Consider the following 18,013-nt stretch of genomic DNA (forward strand, 5'->3'; position numbering starts at 1 on the left):
CCTTATCAGTACACTTTGGCGCATCAATGCACAGGGGACTTTTATCAGCATCACTTAACCCACAGTGCTAACCAAATTCATTAGAGAAAATCAGTGTCAAATCAAATCACTCTTCAACAGTTAGAATCGTTCCTCTGGGAAACGGCGGATATTCTCCGCGGCAATATGGATGCGTCAGAGTTCAAAGACTACATCTTCGGCATGATGTTCCTTAAGCGTCTATCGGATTCATTTGATGAAGCCCGTGAAAAGGTGATCGAATACTATCTTGCCAAAGGTAAAACCCAAGCACAGGCCGAAGCCTTAGCCAGTGATGAAGATGAATACGACAGTACCTTCTATATTCCTGAAGTTGCCCGCTGGTCAGCGCTTAAAGACTTAAAGCACAACATAGGTGAGGCGCTCAATACCGCCGCTGAAGCCATTGAAGAGCACAACTCAAACCTTGAGGGCGTGTTAGTCACTATCGACTTCAACATTAAAAACAAGCTCTCCGATAATAAGCTGCGCGACCTGCTCAGCCACTTCAGCAAATACCGCCTGCGTAATAGCGATTTCGAACGCCCAGACTTACTTGGCACAGCTTACGAATATTTAATTAAAATGTTTGCCGACAGCGCAGGTAAAAAAGGCGGTGAATTCTATACCCCAAGCGAAGTGGTGCAATTGCTGGTGGCACTGCTCAAACCCCATGCGGGTATGCGAATTTACGACCCTACCGCAGGCTCGGGCGGTATGCTGATCCAAATGCGTAACTACCTTGCGACCCATAATGAAAACGCCGCCAACCTATCGTTATACGGCCAAGAGATGAACCTCAATACATGGGCAATCTGTAAGATGAACATGTTTTTGCATGGGGTACAAAGTGCCGACATTCGCAAGGGCGATACCCTACGCGAACCTAAGCATACTATTGATGGCAGCCTTATGACGTTTGATCGCGTGATTGCCAATCCGCCGTTTTCGTTATCAAAATGGGGCAAAGAAGACTGCGATAACGATAAATTTGGCCGCTTCCCCTATGGCACACCACCAAAAGACTCAGGCGACCTCGCCTTTGTGCAGCACATGATCGCCAGCACTAACGATGATGGCATGGTCGGCGTAGTCATGCCCCATGGCGTGTTATTCCGCGGCTCAAGCGAAAAAGACATTCGTAAAGGCATACTCGAAGACGACTTATTAGAAGCAGTAATCGGCCTGCCCTCTGGCCTATTCTATGGCACAGGTATTCCCGCCAGTTTGCTGATTATCAACAAACAAAAGCCGAGCGAGCGCCAAGGCAAGGTACTGTTTATTAATGCTGAACTCGAATATCAAGAAGGCAAAAACCAAAACAGTTTACGTCCGCAAGATATCAATAAAATCGTCGCAACCTTCGACAACTACAGCGAAATCAAACGCTACTCAGCCATAGTCAAACTAAAAGATATCCGCGATAACGACTACAACCTCAATATTCGCCGCTATGCCGATACCTCGCCACCCGCAGAGATCTTCGATGTGCGCGCTATTCTCCACGGCGGTATTCCACTGCGTGAAGTGCAAGACGATTATATTCAAGAAGAAATCCTTAAAGGCTTTGATGTGAGCTGCGTATTTGAGCCTAAATTCGAAGCAGAGCCGTCAGCGGACCAACAGTACTATCAATTCAGAGCAGAAATCGAAACCAAAGAGCAGATCCGTGAACATGTTAGCCATGCTGATACAGCGGTTTGCGCCAGCATCATCGCGCAACTTGAACGCTGGTGGGATAAATACCATATCTCACTCCACCAGCTAGATGCTGAGGTGGCAGAAGCAGAGCAAGTGATGCAAGGTTATCTGAAGGAGCTGGGTTATGAGTAATTTGGTGCCAGAAGGATGGTCAAAATACCTATTGCAAGATGTTTGTTATTTTCAAGAGGGGCCGGGATTAAGACGCTGGCAATATACAATTAAAGGTTATCCATTCATTAATATACGTTGTATTAAACAAGGGGCCTTGGATCTTAGTAATGTCCAATACATATCTGAAACTGAAGCTTTGGAGAAGTATCAACACTTCTTTTTAAATGAGGGAGACTTAGTTTTATCAAGTTCTGGCACATTAGGCCGAATGGCGAAGGTAAAAAAAAGTGATTTACCTATTATGCTAAATACAAGTGTGATTAGGTTTAAATCAACTAATGAAAAACAGCTTTACCCAACATATTTACCTCATTTACTCCAAAGTAGTGAATTTGTAGATCAGATAACAGAAGAAAGCCAAGGTAGTGCACAAGTAAATTTTGGCCCGACTCATCTAAAATTAGTGTCTTGCTGTTTCCCCCCACTCCCAGAGCAGCAAAAGATTGCTGCGATTTTGACTTCTGTGGATGATGTAATTGAAAAAACACAGGCACAAATCGACAAGCTCAAAGATTTAAAAAGCGGCATGATGCAGGAGCTACTTACCAAGGGTGTTGGTATCAAGCAAGGTGATAAATATGAGCCCCACATCGAATTTAAAGACTCCCCCGTTGGCAGAATCCCAAAGAGCTGGGAAGTACAACCAATCGCAGATCTTTGCTCCCATGTTGTAGACTGTGTGAACAAAACAGCTCCTGTAGTCGATTTTAAAACACCGTATAAGATGATCCGTACAACTAACGTCCGTCACGGGCGAGTTGATACAGAAAATGTTCGCTGTGTATCGAAAGAAACATATGAAAATTGGACTCGTCGTATTAAACCTGAAAATGGTGATTTAATTTTTACCCGAGAAGCACCTGTTGGTGAATGCGGCATTCTTGAAGACTCTAGAGGTATTTTTCTGGGGCAACGCACCATGATGTATCGAGCAAATGAAAAAAAGACCTCGTCTGGATTCTTAATGTACTCTTTGATGAGTGAATATGGGAGAAAGCAGCTTGAGAATTTTAGTGGGGGAAGTACTGTTCCACATATGCGCGTACCTGATTGCGGAAAAATACTAATAAAGACGCCGCCACTTAATGAACAAAATAAAATTCTAGGATCATTAAATAGTGTCGACTTTTCAATTTTACAGAAAGAAAAAAAACTCGCTAAATTACTAAATCTCAAAAAAGCCCTTATGCAGGATCTATTGACGGGTAAAGTACGAGTTAAGGTCGATAACGATTTAATTAGCTAATCCCTAGGGACGGCAAAGCATTGACCGCTACAGCAAAGATACGCAGCATAAGCGCTGTACAGCCCCTTGAGTTAAGAGGATAAACAGTGGATCACCAACTATCACAACATGATATTTTTATCAGTCAAGATGGTCAGCTACAGCTTACTGTGGCTGTCGATACCGAGACAGTTTGGTTAACCCAAGCGGAAATTTGTGTATTGTTCGACCGTGAGCGTTCGGTGATCACTAAGCATATCAACAACGTCTTTAAAGAGGGTGAACTCGAGCGGGATTCAGTATGTGCAATATTTGCACGTACTGCTGATGATGGTAAAACCTACCAAACTCAATACTTTAACCTTGATGTGATTATTTCTGTTGGCTATCGGGTAAAGTCCAAACGCGGCGTGCAGTTCCGCCAGTGGGCAACCAATACCTTAAAGCAGCATTTACTCCAAGGTTACACCCTAAACCAGCAACGCCTTGTACAACGTGGTATTGAGTTTAATCAAGCATTAGCGCTCCTTTCAAAGACCTTAACCAACCAAGCCTTGATCAATCCAGACGGCCAAGCGGTTGTGAACGTGATTGCCGATTACGCCCGCTCTTGGTCGCTGCTACAAGGGTATGATGAGCAAAGCCTGACGGAAATCAACCATAAACAGCAACACATGCAACCTTTGGCGCTTGATGAGGTATTAACTGCGATTGCAGCCTTAAAAACGAATCTGATAGCAAAAGGTGAAGCGACAGACTTGTTTGCTCAACTACGGGGCAATGGCTTAGCGTCCAGCATTGCGACCATTGAACAAGGGTTTGGTGACGAATGGTTTTACCCGAATGTGGCTAGCCGCGCCGCCCATCTATTGTATTTCATCATCAAAAATCATCCCTTTGCCGATGGTAATAAGCGCACAGGTTCATTTCTCTTTTTGTGGTACTTACAGCAAAATCAGCATCTGTTAGCTAAACCCGTGAGCGACCAAATTAATGACACGACCTTAGTGGCTTTAGCTTTGCTGGTGGCCGAAAGTTTGCCAGACCAAAAAGAACTGATGATCCGCTTGATTGAACACTTTATTTTATTGAAAGAGTAAGCCTATCTAGTTCATATTTATCCCTATCACAGGTGACGGTATCATCAAGTAACCTTGCTCATTCACCTTGGGCATAAACCGCTCGTATAACCCGTAATAAGCTAAAGGAAGAGTATGTTTAAGCCAAACAAGGATGGTAAGTATGTGCTTAAATCCATAAAGTTTGAGAGTGTGTTTCTACCTGCGCCAAGTACCGTTACAGAGTTACTTCAGCTACCCAATAACTTTATAAAAGTAATCCCATTCATTGAAAAACAAAGCGGCATACTTTTAAACATTGGCAGAAGCTCACGTTCAAATTTGGCTACTGAAGGCATAGCAAAACCCAGCATTAACAAGCTCACTTCTTGGGTTCAAAAATTACCGATACCATATCAAAAACTTCAATCATTCTCGTTGCTTTTAAAAACAATCAAAGCCAGTAAAGTAAGCTCAAATGCTTGTGTTTGGTGGCCTTTGGTGAATGGTTTTAAACAATCAACCTATGATACAGAACTGAATACCTTGCTTGATTTTCTACAGTTACGGGCAGATGCCGATTACCGTATGATGAAAGCAATAAAGCAACAGATTAAACAAGGGAAAATAGACAAGGACGATAGCAATGCCATTTGGCAAGCCCAGCAAACTACATGGCAACACCAAAGCTTAGTTTCGGTTGAAACACTCAATATTTATAGCGAATTCGCAGCCTCACCCGACAACCCCAAGTATCAACAAGATGAAAATGCGACATTACTCATAGGAGCAGTTTATAACCTGATATTTGACTTTTATCTTAGTGCAATTGCCCACTTTGAAATAGGCATTGCTCTATATGAAAACAGGCACTATGAAAATATTAAACCTGATGATTACAAAGGAATTTTTTCAACAACTTTAGATATTTACTCGCATAACAGCTATGCCTATACCTGTTTCAGTGCCATGCTGGAGGCAATAAAACAGCGGTTAGCTGATCATGGCACGGTTTTAGGCTGGCGCGAAATCGCCACCTTTATTTATATAGAAGATTCGGGAGAAAGTGATGAACTGCTCAACGACCGACAATACAATCGGCTCAAAGATTGGCGAAAAGGCATCAACATGCCATCAAATGAAAAGATGAGACTTTTTATTGAAGCTTTAGTAAAAAAGCTAGGCGACTATAACCCTGAGCCAATCATTGACTATTTTCGTATTGCTAGAGCTGTAGATGATTTTTTAGCATTACAACCAGATAAACGAGTTATTCCGATAATAAAGAGTGTGCTTGCTCACTACCCGACATACTTTAAACACTATCATTCAGCACTTATCAAAAAATAAAAGGCCATTTCATCACCATGGCCTTTTACCTATTACCGCTGGAGACACCATCTTTTGGTTGAACGCTGTAACGCCGTTAACTTTAGTGGTGATTTAGCGCCAACAACTTGTTCCTTTCATTCATCATCAAGTTGTTCTTGCCAATCGTCTGGACGCTCATCTTCACCGCGACTCTGCCAGTAAGCGTCATTGTTGGGATTAAGCTGGTTGCTATGATTATCGTCATCATGTTGAGACATAATTACTTACCTCCCTGTTTACCATTACCAGAATTCTTTGCCGCCGCACTCTGCGCTTTTGCAGCAAAACTGCCCTTAGCTACAGTACCCCCGTTTTGATTTGCAGTTGAGCTTTGAATACGCGCGGCTGCTTGCGGGGTCATTGGTGTTTTATTGCTCATCTTATTTCTCCAATTTAGGGTTACGTTAGCAGGAGCCCCTACCAACGAGAGAGATTGTGCCTGAGCTTTTTGGGCTTGCAGTGGGGGGGAAATCGTCCAAATTGGTATATTTTTGAATTAGCCCCGTATTCCATTGATATTGTTAGCTGCTATTCGTGCCATGCCTCTGTAATATAAGAGCCTGTTAGATTGCATAAAAATCAATCGTATAAAAATCAGATACAAAAGATGTCGTTAATCATCTGGTAAAGGGATGGATATGGATCAGGATGAGCTACATAAGGTCGAGTTACCCGCTATTGCCCAATTATCGCTATTAGGTTGGCAGTACGTGGCGGGAGCTAAACTCACGCCTGAATACCATGAAAGACCCTATCTACGGGATGTCGTGCTAGTGGGACGGCTCGAAGCCGCCATTAAAAGAATTAACCCTTGGATTAACGATGAAAACCTGCGCAAGGTTTGCCGTGATATCACCCATCCAAACTTTGTCGGCTTGATGGAATACAATCAGGCCATCTATCAAACCTTAGTGAATTACCTTTCAGTTGAGCAAGACGTTGGTAAAGGGCGTAAAGGCCAAACCGTTAAATTGATTGATTTTGATAACCTTGAGGCCAATGAGTTTATCTGTACTTCACAGTTTAAAGTGGAAGGCGTAAACCAAAATATCATCCCTGATATTGTTTGCTTTATTAACGGCTTGCCACTCGCGGTCATCGAATGCAAATCACCCTACATTTCAGCGCCGATGAGCGAAGGAATTAACCAATTACGCAGATATGCAAACCTGCGCAATAGCGTCGATGATGAAGGCGCACAGCGGCTTTTTTGGTACAACCAACTGATGGTATCGACCTGCCGCGATCAAGCCAAAGTGGGCACAATTAGTTCCAATGCATCCCACTATGCCGATTGGAAAGATGCCTATCCCTTTACCGATGATACGTTAAGCAAACAGAGCTTACATCAGTCCTTTAGCTGTAGCAGCCTCGAAGATATGCAGGTTAACGATAACCCTGCACTTTATACCGCCACCAGCTCGCACTATGAAGCAATCACAGCTGTGACCGCACAGCAAAGGCTGATTGCAGGCATGTTTAGCCCTGCTAGCTTCCTCGATATCCTGCAAAACTTCATTTTATTTGAGCCAGTTGAAGGCAAGCTTATCAAGAAGGTTGCACGTTACCAGCAATATAGAGCGGTAAATAAAGTCATTGAGCGCCTTAAAACAGGTCAAGACCGCAAAGATAAGTCGGGCGTGGTATGGCATACCCAAGGCAGTGGCAAATCGCTGACCATGGTCATGCTTGCCGTTAAAATGCGCCGTGATCCGGTACTTAAGCAATACAAACTCGTATTTATTACTGACCGTACTCAGTTAGATGAACAGTTATCTAGCACCTTCCGCGCTGCCCAAGGTGAAACCATTTATAACGCTGGCTCAGTGACAGAATTAAAAGCACTACTGAAAAAAGACAGTTCTGATCTTGTGACTGCTATGGTGCAAAAATTCTTAGAGCTCGAGAAGGAACTGAGTACCGACAATGAAAACGGTGGTTTTGCTAACTTAAACCCGAATGACAAAATCATCGTACTTGCCGATGAAGCCCATAGAACTCAGTTTGGTGGCCTTGCCATGACCATCAACGCTGCCCTACCTAACGCTCCTAAAATTGGGTTTACAGGTACACCACTACTGAAAACCCAGAAAATGGATAAAGCTTTTGGGGGCTATATTGATGAATACAAGATCAATCAAGCGGTGGATGATGGCGCAACCGTTCGTATTTTGTATGAAGGCCGCCAAGTAAAGACCGAAGTCGCTGGAGAGTCATTAGACAAACTGTTTGAGGCTTATTTTGGCAGCTATAGCAAAGAAGAGCAGCGAGAGATAAAACAGAAATATGGGGTTGAGCGCGCCGTTCGCGAAGCGCCTGCCCGCATTCGCTGGGTTTGCATAGACTTACTTGAACACTACCGCAAGCACATAAAACCCGACGGTTTTAAAGCCATGATAGTGGTGGGTAGTCGCCATGCGGCCACTGTGTTTAAAAAGACCTTAGATGAGTTAAACGCTCCACCTAGTGAAGTGATTATCTCGGGTGATCACAACGATGAAGCCTATATTGCTGTTCATACCGACAAGACAAAGCAAAAGAAGATTATCCAAGATTTTACTAAGCCGTTATCGGAAAACCCAGTCGCATTCTTAATCGTGAAAGACATGCTACTGACGGGGTTTGACGCGCCGATAGCACAAGTGATGTATATCGATCGTAAGCTGCAAGACCATACGCTGATGCAGGCGATCGCTCGAGTAAACCGCACCTATGAAAAAAAAGAATGCGGCTTTGTAGTCGACTACTTTGGTCTATCGAACTATCTTATCGAAGCCATGGAAATGTTCAGCAGTGATGATGTCGACGGCACTTATCAAAGCCTCAAAGATGAAATCCCCAAGCTAAAAGCAACCCACACACTCGCCATTTCATTTTTTAGACATATCAAGAATAAAGACGTTGATAGCTATGTGCTTGCACTAAAAGATGAAGCCATTCGAGCACAGTTTGATATGGCATTTAAGCGATTTGCAAAGCAAATGAACATCATTCTGCCCGATGTAGCCGCAGCGCCATTTTTAGCGGATATGAAACTGCTAGGTAAAGTCCATAATGCTGCACGAAACCAGTACCGAGATGCAGGTTTGGATATGAAGGACATTGGCGCTAAAGTGCGTAAGCTGGTGGACGAGCATATTTTAAGTACAGGCGTTGATCCCAAAATACCGCCTATTGACCTACTGGCAGCAAATTTTAAAGAAAGTATTCGACCAGAAAAATCGACTGAATCTAAAGCTTCAGAAATTGAAAGCGCGATTAAGCACCATATTACCGTCAAGCTTGAGGAAGACCCAGAGTATTACAAATCCCTCAGCCTAAGACTCAGAGACATTATCGAGAAGACCGCAGGGCAATGGGAACAGCAATTAGAACTGTTATTGTCTATGGTCGACACGATTGAGATTGACCGTCGTAGAGCCGCAAAAGATGCAGGGCTTTCCGAAACTGAGTATGCCTTCTACAACATACTTACCGCTGAAGTGACCAAAACAAGCGACATTGAAGTCATAGACGAGCACCAGTTAATTGAAATAAAGACGATCACTCAAAACCTTGTTGCCATGTTTGATGAAGCGACTCAAATAGTCGACTTTTTCAACAAGGGAGATGAGATAAAACGGTTGAAAAAAGAGATAAAACGCGCCGTTATTGATGCATCATTTAGCAACGTAGAATTGATCTCCAACCTGCAAGATAGATTTATGGAATTAGCAAAACACAAGTTTAACAAGCAATGACCGCCAGCATGAAAACAGCCGAATTGATTCAAGCTAAAGGATATCAAGCACGCGTTATCCGAACCGCGAGAGCCAAAACTGCCTCCATTAAAGTTGAAGAAGGCATGGTTAGCGTGGTCGTGCCCAAGGCATTACCAATAGAACGAATCGAGCGAATATTACGAGAAAAACACCAATGGATTATTGATAAGATTGCCCTACACAAGGTACTAACTACCTCATCAGAAAAGCAGTTTGTCTCTGGTGAGGCAATGTCATACCTTGGACGAAATTATCGTTTAAAAGTACATGCAGGCAGTTTTGAGCCAGTAAAGCTGGTGCAAGGACGGTTAGTCGTTACTGTTCCCGAAGGTTCCGCCCGTTCAAACTTAGTGAGAGAAGCACTCATAGGCTGGTATAAACGCAGTGCATTGCTCAAGCTCAAGGAAAAGGTGCGCCGTTATGCAAAAGTAATGGGAGTCGCGCCTAAATCAGTCAATATCAAAACCTTTAAAAGCCGTTGGGGTAGCTGCAATCCTAAAGGTGATTTAGATTTTAACTGGATTATTGTTATGGCTCCTAACCGCATCGTCGACTACGTGGTTGTCCATGAATTGTGCCATCTAAAGCAACTAGACCACTCCCCACTATTTTGGAAAGAAGTAGAGCGGATAATGCCTGATTACGTAGAATGCAAAGAGTGGCTGAGGGAGAACTCCCAGTTGTTGGTTGTATGAGCGGAATGCCTAACACAGTTATTCTTCTGGGCTCATCACGTTATTCTATACGACCAATGTTAGCCATATAGCTAACCTTTGCTTTTTACACTATGATGTTAGCCATATAGCTAACTTTTGCTGGTGGATATATGTCAAATAGACAAGAGATTGGTGACGCAGTAAGTGAGAGTAGAAAGTCGCTAGGTTATACACAGCAGCGTTTAGCTGAACTCACTGGTATCAATAAAACGACTATTTCTGAGATTGAAAATGGCCACTTCACTGGCTCGTTCGATATATTTGAACGCTTGCTTGATGCCGTTGGTTTGCAGTTTGACGTGATACCAAAGCAACACAAACTGCCAGATTGGGATGAAATTGATAGTTTGTTTTCGGAGGATAAATAATGACCTCTGAATCGAGCTTACCCAATAAAATCAACAACATCACAGTTTGTTCCGACAATACAGAGCTAGGTGTTTTAACCCATGGCTCAGTGCATCATTATCAGCCTACGCAAGATAAGCGTTACGTATCACTTACCATGACCCAAAAAAGTATGGATGGTTATGCTTCTGGCGCATTGCATCCAATATTTGCGCAAAACCTACCTGAAGGCTTTAACCGCCGTTTCATCGCAGAGAAACTAGCGCGATATGCAAAAGTAAACGACATGTATTTACTTGCACTGCAAGGCGAACATAGCGTTGGCATGCTTTCTTATCAAAGTGAGCTAGCCTTGCCTGAGACTGAGTCCGTTTCGCTTAGTGATATCTTGTCATACAACAGCGCAGAACCACTGTTTCCTCAATTATTAGAAAAGTATTACCTCAGAAACTCACTCGCAGGTGTACAGCCGAAGGTTAGCATCCCGAGTGCTGGCACGATTAAAACCAGTCGAACCATTGAGCAAAAAGATTTAATTGTTAAATCATTCGACGCCGAGTTTCCGCTGCTGACTGTTAATGAATTTGTTTGTATGGAAGCTGCGCGCCATTGCGGACTTGAGCCACCTAGAACCTACCTATCAGAAAGTTTAGAGACATTTGTGATAGAGCGCTTTGATAGGGCTGATGATGGCACAAAACTAGGTTATGAGGATTTCACCACCTTACTGAAGAAGTCCAATGACCCAGACGCTAAATACAGTAGTAGCTATGAAACTCTGCTTAAGGCGACACACTTGTATACCAACAGCCAAGCGGAAGTTGAGAAAATATATCAGTACATTGTATTTAACTGCTTAATTGGTAATGGTGATGCGCATTTGAAGAACTTTGCGCTGCAATACACCTCTGACATGTCCCATATTTTTGTATCGCCACCGTTTGATGTCACCCACACTCTTATTTATGACGCTATCGATAACAAAATGGCGCTCAAACTGTCGAATAGTAAGGCTTTTCCTGATGAGTCACATTTGCTGAAATTGGCTGAAGGTGAACGGTTTAGGATCAGAAAGGCAAAAGAAATTATTGAGTCCATCTGCGATGGCATTATGGACTACCTAAAATACTCTAATGAAGTTCAGCTCTTTGGAGGATTACGTGAGTCAATTGAACGCTCAGTATCGAGTGTTCTCACACCAACTTACTCAACTAAAAATTACCGCCATGATAGGAAAAAGAAGTTTGAATAAAACCGTTAATTCAAACCTCAGCTGATACCTACACTATAAAAACAAGGAGCTAGATAGCCGAAAGTCTGCATCAGAATAATCTATTGTCGATCCTATCGATCCACAATCAGTGGCAGCGCCACCAGACAATAAACAACATATCAATGCCGGACAAAAGCATACAACTAACTTAAGGATCTGAAAATGCTATTTATCGTAAATGGTATGGTGGATTTCTTTGATATAAGAACCACCGATTTTGAATCAATATATGAAGCTGTTACTTATGAGATTTCCCCAGTAAGCATGAAGGCGGCAGTAAAATCACTTCTGGTCGGTAAACATGACGGCCTTGGTGGCGCAATAATGGATGACAGCGGCTCTCCATTTGCTATATATCAAGCGCTTATAGCTAGTGGCTACGAAGTTGTTACGTTTGATGATGAGTTTCTGGAGCAACTGCAAGTTCATAACGAATCAATGGACATTATTGATGATGAGCCTGAAGGCGTTGAAGATGGTCGACACCCACTTGACATTACGATGTATTAAAACTGAATCATTCAAGAAATATTTGCCAGAAAAAGTAAAGCGACCCAACACTCATTTGAGCCGCTTTCGTTCTGTTATTTTAAACGTTTACATAGATTTCAATTTTTGCCGAAGTTCCTGAAAACTAGCCCCCCAGTAATCACGTTGATTACCACACATAGGACAAGAACAAATACATGGCGTTTTTAAACATATACCTAAAAACTGTGCAGAGCCTTTAGGGCTACCACCCCAATAGGTAACCCGAGATTTTTTGAGTCGCGCTTTGTGATGGCGACGAATTGCACGTTTTGAAATTTTCACTTTTATACTCCCGAACAGGACTTACTATTCGGGTGGCCACTCCTTCGAATGACCACCACAGCCTGAGCCGAGATTTATCTGAAAATGCCATACTTTACGTCCGTAAATATAATTTTATGTAAGAGGGCTTCCTGCGTATCAATCTGCTACAACATATTGTTATTTATATAGATATAGCAATTCCCGCAACCACAGTACACATCACTTGTACTTTTCTGGAATTATAACTAAAAGAGGGTCTTCTACATCGTCATCATCAAAAAAACTTGTCTCTGAATTAGCATCTTCATAATCAGCACCTCGTTTCAATATAAAATCATCGCCCACTAATTCCGTATTTAGAAAAAAAGATGTCCAATCTTTACTAGTCGCCTGTGCAAGCTCATATGCATGTTCTGTATGCTCGGCAAAACCTTTCAAAGGATCGTCGCTTCCTTTCAACAGTTTTCTATTCACAACCAAACTCCAAATATGATTGACCACTCAAAATAACAGGCGCTAAAAACAAAGGCTTTAATTATTTCACTCATAAAACAGTTTATAAATTTCACTATTATTATAAAAACTATCGCTTATAACTATCTGTCCCTTTAGCAATCCTAGCGGCCGTGGTTGCATCGTTTTCTCATATTGAACCAATTTAGCAACTGGCTCACCAGCCTGAGTGATAATGACTTCTTCACCGTTAGCAGCAAGACCCACCAGCTTAGATAAGCTTGCTTTTGCCTTATTAATGCTTACTTGCATAGGTTACATCCACAGCCCGAACAAAATGTGTTCAAATTTTATGCTATTCGCTTCAATATAGAAACGTTATCCGGCTTATCCGTCAGAAGATCTAAACGCTCTACCCACATATCTAATGCCGCTTTCTTTTCTGGAAGGTATTGGCTGCGGTTGTAAATTGCCATAACTCCACCAAGTGCGTGACCTAAAAGCTGTTCAACCACATATGGCGCAACACCCAAGTCATTCAGTTTAGTCGCAAAACTTCGACGTAAATCATGCAATGTCCAAGATTCTTGATGCTTTAACCAACTACATATTTTCCGACCGGAACCACTTACGGTTTCAGCACTTTTTAGCTCACCTAAAAGATAGCCAGTTTGACCATGACGCCTATATAAAAACTCGATCAAGGGCTTAATTCGCTCGGGTATTGGGCGAGTAATGAGAGTATTAGTCTTACTGTGGCTTTTAGGCACAGTCCAAATTCCTCGATCTAAATCCCACTCGTCAAACTGAGATAATCGTAACTCTTGAGTACGCGCACCGAAAACTATCAATAATTTACATAATTGACGCATGTAGAAAGAAACCTTACGCCCCTCAAGCAAAGTAAGCAGATCAGTCAACTCAATATCTGACAGCACTCTATCCTTTTTATTTTGCTTTTTGCCTACGTCCGTACCGATAAGATCGTCAAGTGCATGAGTGATTGCATAACGCCGCACACGACAAAACCTCAGAGCCTGCTTAGCACTTTGTAATACGTAACCCGCAGCAACAGGTGCAGGTCTTTGTTTGAGACTAGGTACGCCTCGTCTTATACGGTCAAAGCACTCTATCCAATGACGAGTTTCTGTCTCCACAAGCGAATAATTCCCTATATAGGGATAAATATGTTTTGCAAACTGCGCTCTATTCTTATCAACATTGACTCTATTTTCTTCAGCATATTCTTTAAGCCAATACTCTAGGGCTTGCTCAACAGTGACGGGTAGTAATGACTCTTGCCTTGTCATACTTCGCTTTAGCTTTGGATCATGCCCTTGGGCTAACCATGTACGACACTCTTCCATTGCATCTCTGGCTTGCCTGAGAGATAAGTCTGGATAGTCGCCTAAATCTATTCGTTTATTTTGTCCATTAATCTTATAGCGAAACTGAAATCTTAATTTACCAAGTACTGAAACACGAACTCCCAATCCTTTACCGTCTGTTAGGGTAAAAGCTTCAGTCTGTGGCTTCCCGTTATATGAACGTAAAGTGGTCTCATAAATCATAAGTTTTGAGCTCTTTTATGGTGAGATTTGGGCTCTATTCCATGACCCCCATATGTACCCCCATTTAACCATAGCAACCAAAACAAGCCAATACCTACAAGAACAAGAAAACTCACTAACCATTGATAAACAAAGGAATAAATCTACAAATCAATAAGTATAAAAACAACCAAAAACACCGCTTTCGATTGTACGGCATGAATTAATCCGCAAGGATTAAGCTGTTGTATTGAAAAAGAAAAGGCCTGAAGAGATTCAGGCTTTTTTGCTTTCTGATACACGCCTTTCTAATACATAGTTACACACAGTCAAAATCATGCTTGGTTTATCATTCATCTCACTTCAAACTAAGACCTAGTTAACGAATACCTAAGTTTTGCTCCATCTAGCGACCAAAATCAATAAATAATCCATACAGCCCATAGCACAACCTTGACACGAGCCATCGGTTTTTAAGTTATAATGCATTTAAAAATCAGTCTGTTAACTCTAAAACTTTTTAGCCGTAGGTTTTACATTGTCATTGAATCACTCTGAGCAAGATATCAAACACAGTTGGTTTGGCCGTTTCTTTATTGGCAAAGCTGATGCGGTAAAACTCACCACGAGTGGTATTAGCATTAATCGCACTAAAGGCGGCTTTTTTGCTCACCCTCGCAGCACTAACAAAGTAGAAGCTGACGAATGTTTTACCTGGCAACAGCTCGATTCCCCACCATTTTTTACCTTAAGTCCACTAGGTTATTTACTCGGTTTCACGGTATTAGGCAAAGCCTATCAACTGCCGTTTCTCAGCTATTTTGCACAGCATCAATTTAGCAATCAAATCGCACAGTATTGGGCAAATGCCAATGGGCCGCGCGTTGCTGAGTTAATGGCGAAAGTGGATAAGACACTGACACACACTTATTTACGTGAATCACGTTTAGAAATGATACAAGCCAGAGTCGCGCGCGAATACCAGCACTGGTTCCCTTGGTGTGAAAACCTGCCATTGTCTGCACATTTACACACAGTGTTAGCAAGGCTTAAGCAAATCCACCGCTGGACTCGCGCCGATATAAAGCAGTTGCGTGAAGATTACATTCAGTCGCAGCTCATTAAATTTGCTGACTATTTTGAGCATGTAGAATCTAATCCCTTAACCGAAAAACAGTGCCGAGCTTGTATTATCGATGATAACAATAACCTGTTATTGGCAGGCGCGGGCACGGGAAAGACCAGTGTGATGGTTGGTCGAGCAGGATATTTGCTTAAGAGTGGTCAAGCAAAAGCCGATGAAATATTGCTATTAGCCTATGGCCGTAAAGCGGCTGACGAGATGGATGAGCGGATTAAAAACAGGCTCGGTACGGATGATATCAAGGCGAGCACCTTCCACAGTTTAGGCTCAAAAATTATCGCCGACGTTGAGCGAGCGAAACCGAGTTTGTCCCCTTTAGCGGAGGATGACAAAGCCAAAGCGCTGTGGGTGCACAATACCCTTGAGACTTTGATTGGAGATGAGGCTTACCGTAAACAACTTTTCGAATATTTCAGCCGTTTCTATTATGTTGAAAAAAGCCCATTCGAGTTCGATATGGAAGGCGAGTATTTTCAATACTTGAATGATAACGATATTCGCAGTCTTAAGGGTGAGCGAGTCAAAAGCTTTGGTGAGCTCTACATTGCCAACTGGCTATTTAGCAATGGCATCGAATATGTCTATGAAGCTAAGTATGAGCATGATGTGCGCAGTATTGATTTTCGTCAGTATCAACCCGATTTCTATCTGCCTGAATATCAAATTTATCTTGAATACTATGGTATTGATGAACACCAGCATACCGCTCCTTATATCGATAACCAGAAGTACTTGGAATCGATGGCATGGAAACGCCAGCTACATCAACAGCATGGCACTAAATGTGTTGAGCTATTTTATTACCAACATAAAAAAGGGTTGTTAATCAGTAAGCTTGAGCAAGCTTTACAGGTCTTTAAAGTACAATATGCGCCCTTACCCGATGAAGCCATACTAGCAACCCTACATGAACTTGGCCGCGTGACCGAATTGGCAAAAATGTTTAGTCAGCTGATAGGGCTGTATAAAGCGGCTTGCCTTGATGAACATGGGCTTGAGGCTGTATTTGCTCGCGCCGCCGATGCTCGGCAGACCCGCAAGGCATTCGAACTGCTTGAGCCCATACTCACGCGCTATGAGCAGCATTTAGCGATAAATGGCGACATTGATTTTGAGGACATGATTGGCAAAGCGTTGACGTATCTACAACGCGGGCAATTCATTAGCCCGTGGCGTTTTATTATGGTGGATGAGTTCCAAGATATTTCAGAACCGCGTGCCCGCTTAGTCCGCGCCTTGAGAGATTCCTGTGCACCCCATTCTAAAGCGTTGGCGTCTTTATTTTGTGTCGGGGATGACTGGCAGGCAATTTATCGTTTTAGCGGTGCAGATGTGAGTTTAACCACGCAATTTAGCCAATATTTTGGCCCAACAGCCCAAAGCTACTTGGATCTGACTTTTAGGTTTAACAGTAGTATTGGGCAAGTCGCCACTCAGTTTGTCACCCAGAATCCCACGCAATTGAGCAAGGATATTCGCTCCCTCATGCAGGTAGCCTACCCTACAGTCTCAATATTACGCCGCGGAGAAAACGAGCAATCAAGCCTAAATGAACCAAGCCCAAATGCACTGGAACAAGCATTAACGGCCATTAGTGCAAGGATAAGCGCTAGAAGTGACAAACTTAACAGCGTAGCAAGCGTCTATTTACTGGCACGTTTTTGGTTTCAGCTACCCGATAAAACCCAAGTAAACCAACTCGAGGCTAAGTACCCTAACTTGAAAATTGAGTGCCAATCTTTTCATGCTTCGAAAGGGAAAGAAGCCGATTATGTGGTGATCATGGGGATGAAGACGGGAATGCATGGCTTCCCTTCAATGAAAGTCACTCCTCCGATACTAGATGCATTTTTACCAAAAACGGAAGCGTTTGAATTTGCAGAAGAACGTCGACTGTTTTATGTCGCGTTAACGCGGGCAAAACACCGCGCCTATGTGATTGCCGATATGACAGACGTGAGCCCATTCGTCACCGAACTGCTTACAAAAGGCTACGCAATTGAACAAGATGAGTTCAGCACCTCTTTAGTACAAAGGTTATTTGAAGACATAAAATGCGTGCGTTGTAGCACGGGAACGCTTAAGCCTAGAACGGGAAAATTTAAATCGTTTTATTCCTGCTCACATTTTCCCCTTTGCGATCACAAAGAAGAATGTTGTGAGCTCTGTGCTAGCCCAATGACCCGCACACGCTTTGCTGGCTTTAAGGTATGTTTGAATGAGAACTGTGGTCATATAGCACCACTTTGTAGCCTCTGTGGTGGCGATATGCTGTTAAAGGATGGTCGATTCGGCCCCTTTTGGGCTTGTCGCAATTACCGCGGGCAAAACCTACCCAGCTGCATGAATATTCTAAACAAGGCCAAGTTGTCGCTTCCGAATTAAGTGATAAAAAATGAAACGCTTTGGCGTGATCGTCACTCAGT

15 protein-coding genes are annotated in these 18,013 nt (G+C 42.8%); 10 read left to right on the forward strand and 5 right to left on the reverse strand.

All coding sequences use genetic code 11. From position 1 onward, the window contains the following. The first annotated feature begins 93 nt into the window (after positions 1–93). From L5M38_RS12670 to L5M38_RS12685, 4 genes are all read left to right on the forward strand, one after another. The gene (locus L5M38_RS12670; RefSeq protein ID WP_263179329.1) at positions 94–1,851 is read left to right on the forward strand and encodes a type I restriction-modification system subunit M; all 1,758 of its coding nucleotides are present in this window, start codon (positions 94–96) and stop codon (positions 1,849–1,851) included. Then, complete coding sequence (locus L5M38_RS12675) at positions 1,844–3,139, forward strand: restriction endonuclease subunit S (protein ID WP_263179330.1); 1,296 nt, start codon at positions 1,844–1,846, stop codon at positions 3,137–3,139. Before L5M38_RS12670 ends, L5M38_RS12675 begins: the two co-directional genes overlap by 8 nt. 86 nt (positions 3,140–3,225) lie before the next feature. Continuing rightward, positions 3,226–4,218 (forward strand): virulence protein RhuM/Fic/DOC family protein, encoded by a 993-nt coding sequence (gene rhuM / locus L5M38_RS12680; protein WP_107946365.1) that lies wholly within the window; start codon positions 3,226–3,228, stop codon positions 4,216–4,218. Positions 4,219–4,332: 114 nt separating this feature from the next. After that, complete coding sequence (locus L5M38_RS12685; protein WP_107946364.1) at positions 4,333–5,526, forward strand: hypothetical protein; 1,194 nt, start codon at positions 4,333–4,335, stop codon at positions 5,524–5,526. Between the two features lie 116 nt (positions 5,527–5,642). On the opposite strand, the gene L5M38_RS12690 is transcribed toward L5M38_RS12685, so the two are convergent. Together L5M38_RS12690 and L5M38_RS12695 are read right to left on the reverse strand one after the other, a co-directional pair. Then, positions 5,643–5,765 (reverse strand): hypothetical protein, encoded by a 123-nt coding sequence (locus L5M38_RS12690; RefSeq protein ID WP_256613011.1) that lies wholly within the window; start codon positions 5,763–5,765, stop codon positions 5,643–5,645. Between the two features lie 2 nt (positions 5,766–5,767). Beyond that, positions 5,768–5,926, reverse strand: a complete 159-nt coding sequence (locus tag L5M38_RS12695) for a hypothetical protein (protein WP_107946363.1) — start codon at positions 5,924–5,926, stop codon at positions 5,768–5,770. 259 nt (positions 5,927–6,185) lie between these two features. On the opposite strand from L5M38_RS12695, the gene L5M38_RS12700 reads away from it, so the two are divergent. From L5M38_RS12700 to L5M38_RS12720, 5 genes are all read left to right on the forward strand, one after another. Continuing rightward, entirely contained in the window at positions 6,186–9,287 is a 3,102-nt protein-coding gene (locus L5M38_RS12700; protein WP_263179333.1) for a type I restriction endonuclease subunit R, read from the forward strand. A gap of 8 nt (positions 9,288–9,295) precedes the next feature. Then, positions 9,296–10,003, forward strand: a complete 708-nt coding sequence (locus L5M38_RS12705; protein ID WP_263179336.1) for a M48 family metallopeptidase — start codon at positions 9,296–9,298, stop codon at positions 10,001–10,003. A gap of 131 nt (positions 10,004–10,134) precedes the next feature. Further along, positions 10,135–10,392, forward strand: coding sequence for a helix-turn-helix domain-containing protein (locus L5M38_RS12710; protein ID WP_263179337.1), 258 nt, complete (start codon positions 10,135–10,137; stop codon positions 10,390–10,392). After that, positions 10,392–11,624 carry a type II toxin-antitoxin system HipA family toxin gene (locus L5M38_RS12715; protein ID WP_263179339.1) on the forward strand — a complete coding sequence of 411 codons (1,233 nt, stop codon included), beginning with the start codon at positions 10,392–10,394 and terminating at the stop codon, positions 11,622–11,624. Before L5M38_RS12710 ends, L5M38_RS12715 begins: the two co-directional genes overlap by 1 nt. 183 nt (positions 11,625–11,807) lie before the next feature. Further along, positions 11,808–12,155: a hypothetical protein gene (locus L5M38_RS12720; RefSeq protein ID WP_107946358.1), complete on the forward strand. Its 348-nt coding sequence runs from the start codon at positions 11,808–11,810 to the stop codon at positions 12,153–12,155. Positions 12,156–12,659: 504 nt separating this feature from the next. Here the strand turns inward: L5M38_RS12720 and L5M38_RS12725 are convergent. The 3 genes from L5M38_RS12725 to L5M38_RS12735 all read right to left on the reverse strand — a co-directional run bounded on the left by L5M38_RS12725 (position 12,660) and on the right by L5M38_RS12735 (position 14,464). Continuing rightward, positions 12,660–12,914 (reverse strand): hypothetical protein, encoded by a 255-nt coding sequence (locus L5M38_RS12725; RefSeq protein WP_263179341.1) that lies wholly within the window; start codon positions 12,912–12,914, stop codon positions 12,660–12,662. A gap of 66 nt (positions 12,915–12,980) precedes the next feature. Continuing rightward, complete coding sequence (locus L5M38_RS12730; RefSeq protein WP_107946355.1) at positions 12,981–13,205, reverse strand: type II toxin-antitoxin system Phd/YefM family antitoxin; 225 nt, start codon at positions 13,203–13,205, stop codon at positions 12,981–12,983. Between the two features lie 38 nt (positions 13,206–13,243). Beyond that, positions 13,244–14,464, reverse strand: a complete 1,221-nt coding sequence (locus L5M38_RS12735) for a tyrosine-type recombinase/integrase (RefSeq protein WP_263179342.1) — start codon at positions 14,462–14,464, stop codon at positions 13,244–13,246. A gap of 517 nt (positions 14,465–14,981) precedes the next feature. Here L5M38_RS12735 and L5M38_RS12740 point away from each other — a divergent pair. After that, on the forward strand, positions 14,982–17,972 hold the full coding sequence (locus L5M38_RS12740; RefSeq protein WP_263169612.1) for a UvrD-helicase domain-containing protein: 2,991 nt from the start codon (positions 14,982–14,984) through the stop codon (positions 17,970–17,972). Positions 17,973–18,013: the final 41 nt, after the last annotated feature.

This window comes from Shewanella sp. SM101, assembly GCF_025654465.1.
Lineage (GTDB): Bacteria > Pseudomonadota > Gammaproteobacteria > Enterobacterales > Shewanellaceae > Shewanella > Shewanella oncorhynchi.

Coding starts and splice junctions, on each gene's coding strand:
- L5M38_RS12735 (WP_263179342.1), bottom strand. CDS start 14,464: ATGATTTATGAGACCACTTTACGTTCATATAACGGGAAGCCACAGACT.
- L5M38_RS12685 (WP_107946364.1), top strand. CDS start 4,333: ATGTTTAAGCCAAACAAGGATGGTAAGTATGTGCTTAAATCCATAAAG.
- L5M38_RS12730 (WP_107946355.1), bottom strand. CDS start 13,205: ATGCAAGTAAGCATTAATAAGGCAAAAGCAAGCTTATCTAAGCTGGTG.
- L5M38_RS12700 (WP_263179333.1), top strand. CDS start 6,186: ATGGATCAGGATGAGCTACATAAGGTCGAGTTACCCGCTATTGCCCAA.
- L5M38_RS12705 (WP_263179336.1), top strand. CDS start 9,296: ATGAAAACAGCCGAATTGATTCAAGCTAAAGGATATCAAGCACGCGTT.
- L5M38_RS12715 (WP_263179339.1), top strand. CDS start 10,392: ATGACCTCTGAATCGAGCTTACCCAATAAAATCAACAACATCACAGTT.
- L5M38_RS12720 (WP_107946358.1), top strand. CDS start 11,808: ATGCTATTTATCGTAAATGGTATGGTGGATTTCTTTGATATAAGAACC.
- L5M38_RS12710 (WP_263179337.1), top strand. CDS start 10,135: ATGTCAAATAGACAAGAGATTGGTGACGCAGTAAGTGAGAGTAGAAAG.
- L5M38_RS12675 (WP_263179330.1), top strand. CDS start 1,844: ATGAGTAATTTGGTGCCAGAAGGATGGTCAAAATACCTATTGCAAGAT.
- L5M38_RS12690 (WP_256613011.1), bottom strand. CDS start 5,765: ATGTCTCAACATGATGACGATAATCATAGCAACCAGCTTAATCCCAAC.
- L5M38_RS12695 (WP_107946363.1), bottom strand. CDS start 5,926: ATGAGCAATAAAACACCAATGACCCCGCAAGCAGCCGCGCGTATTCAA.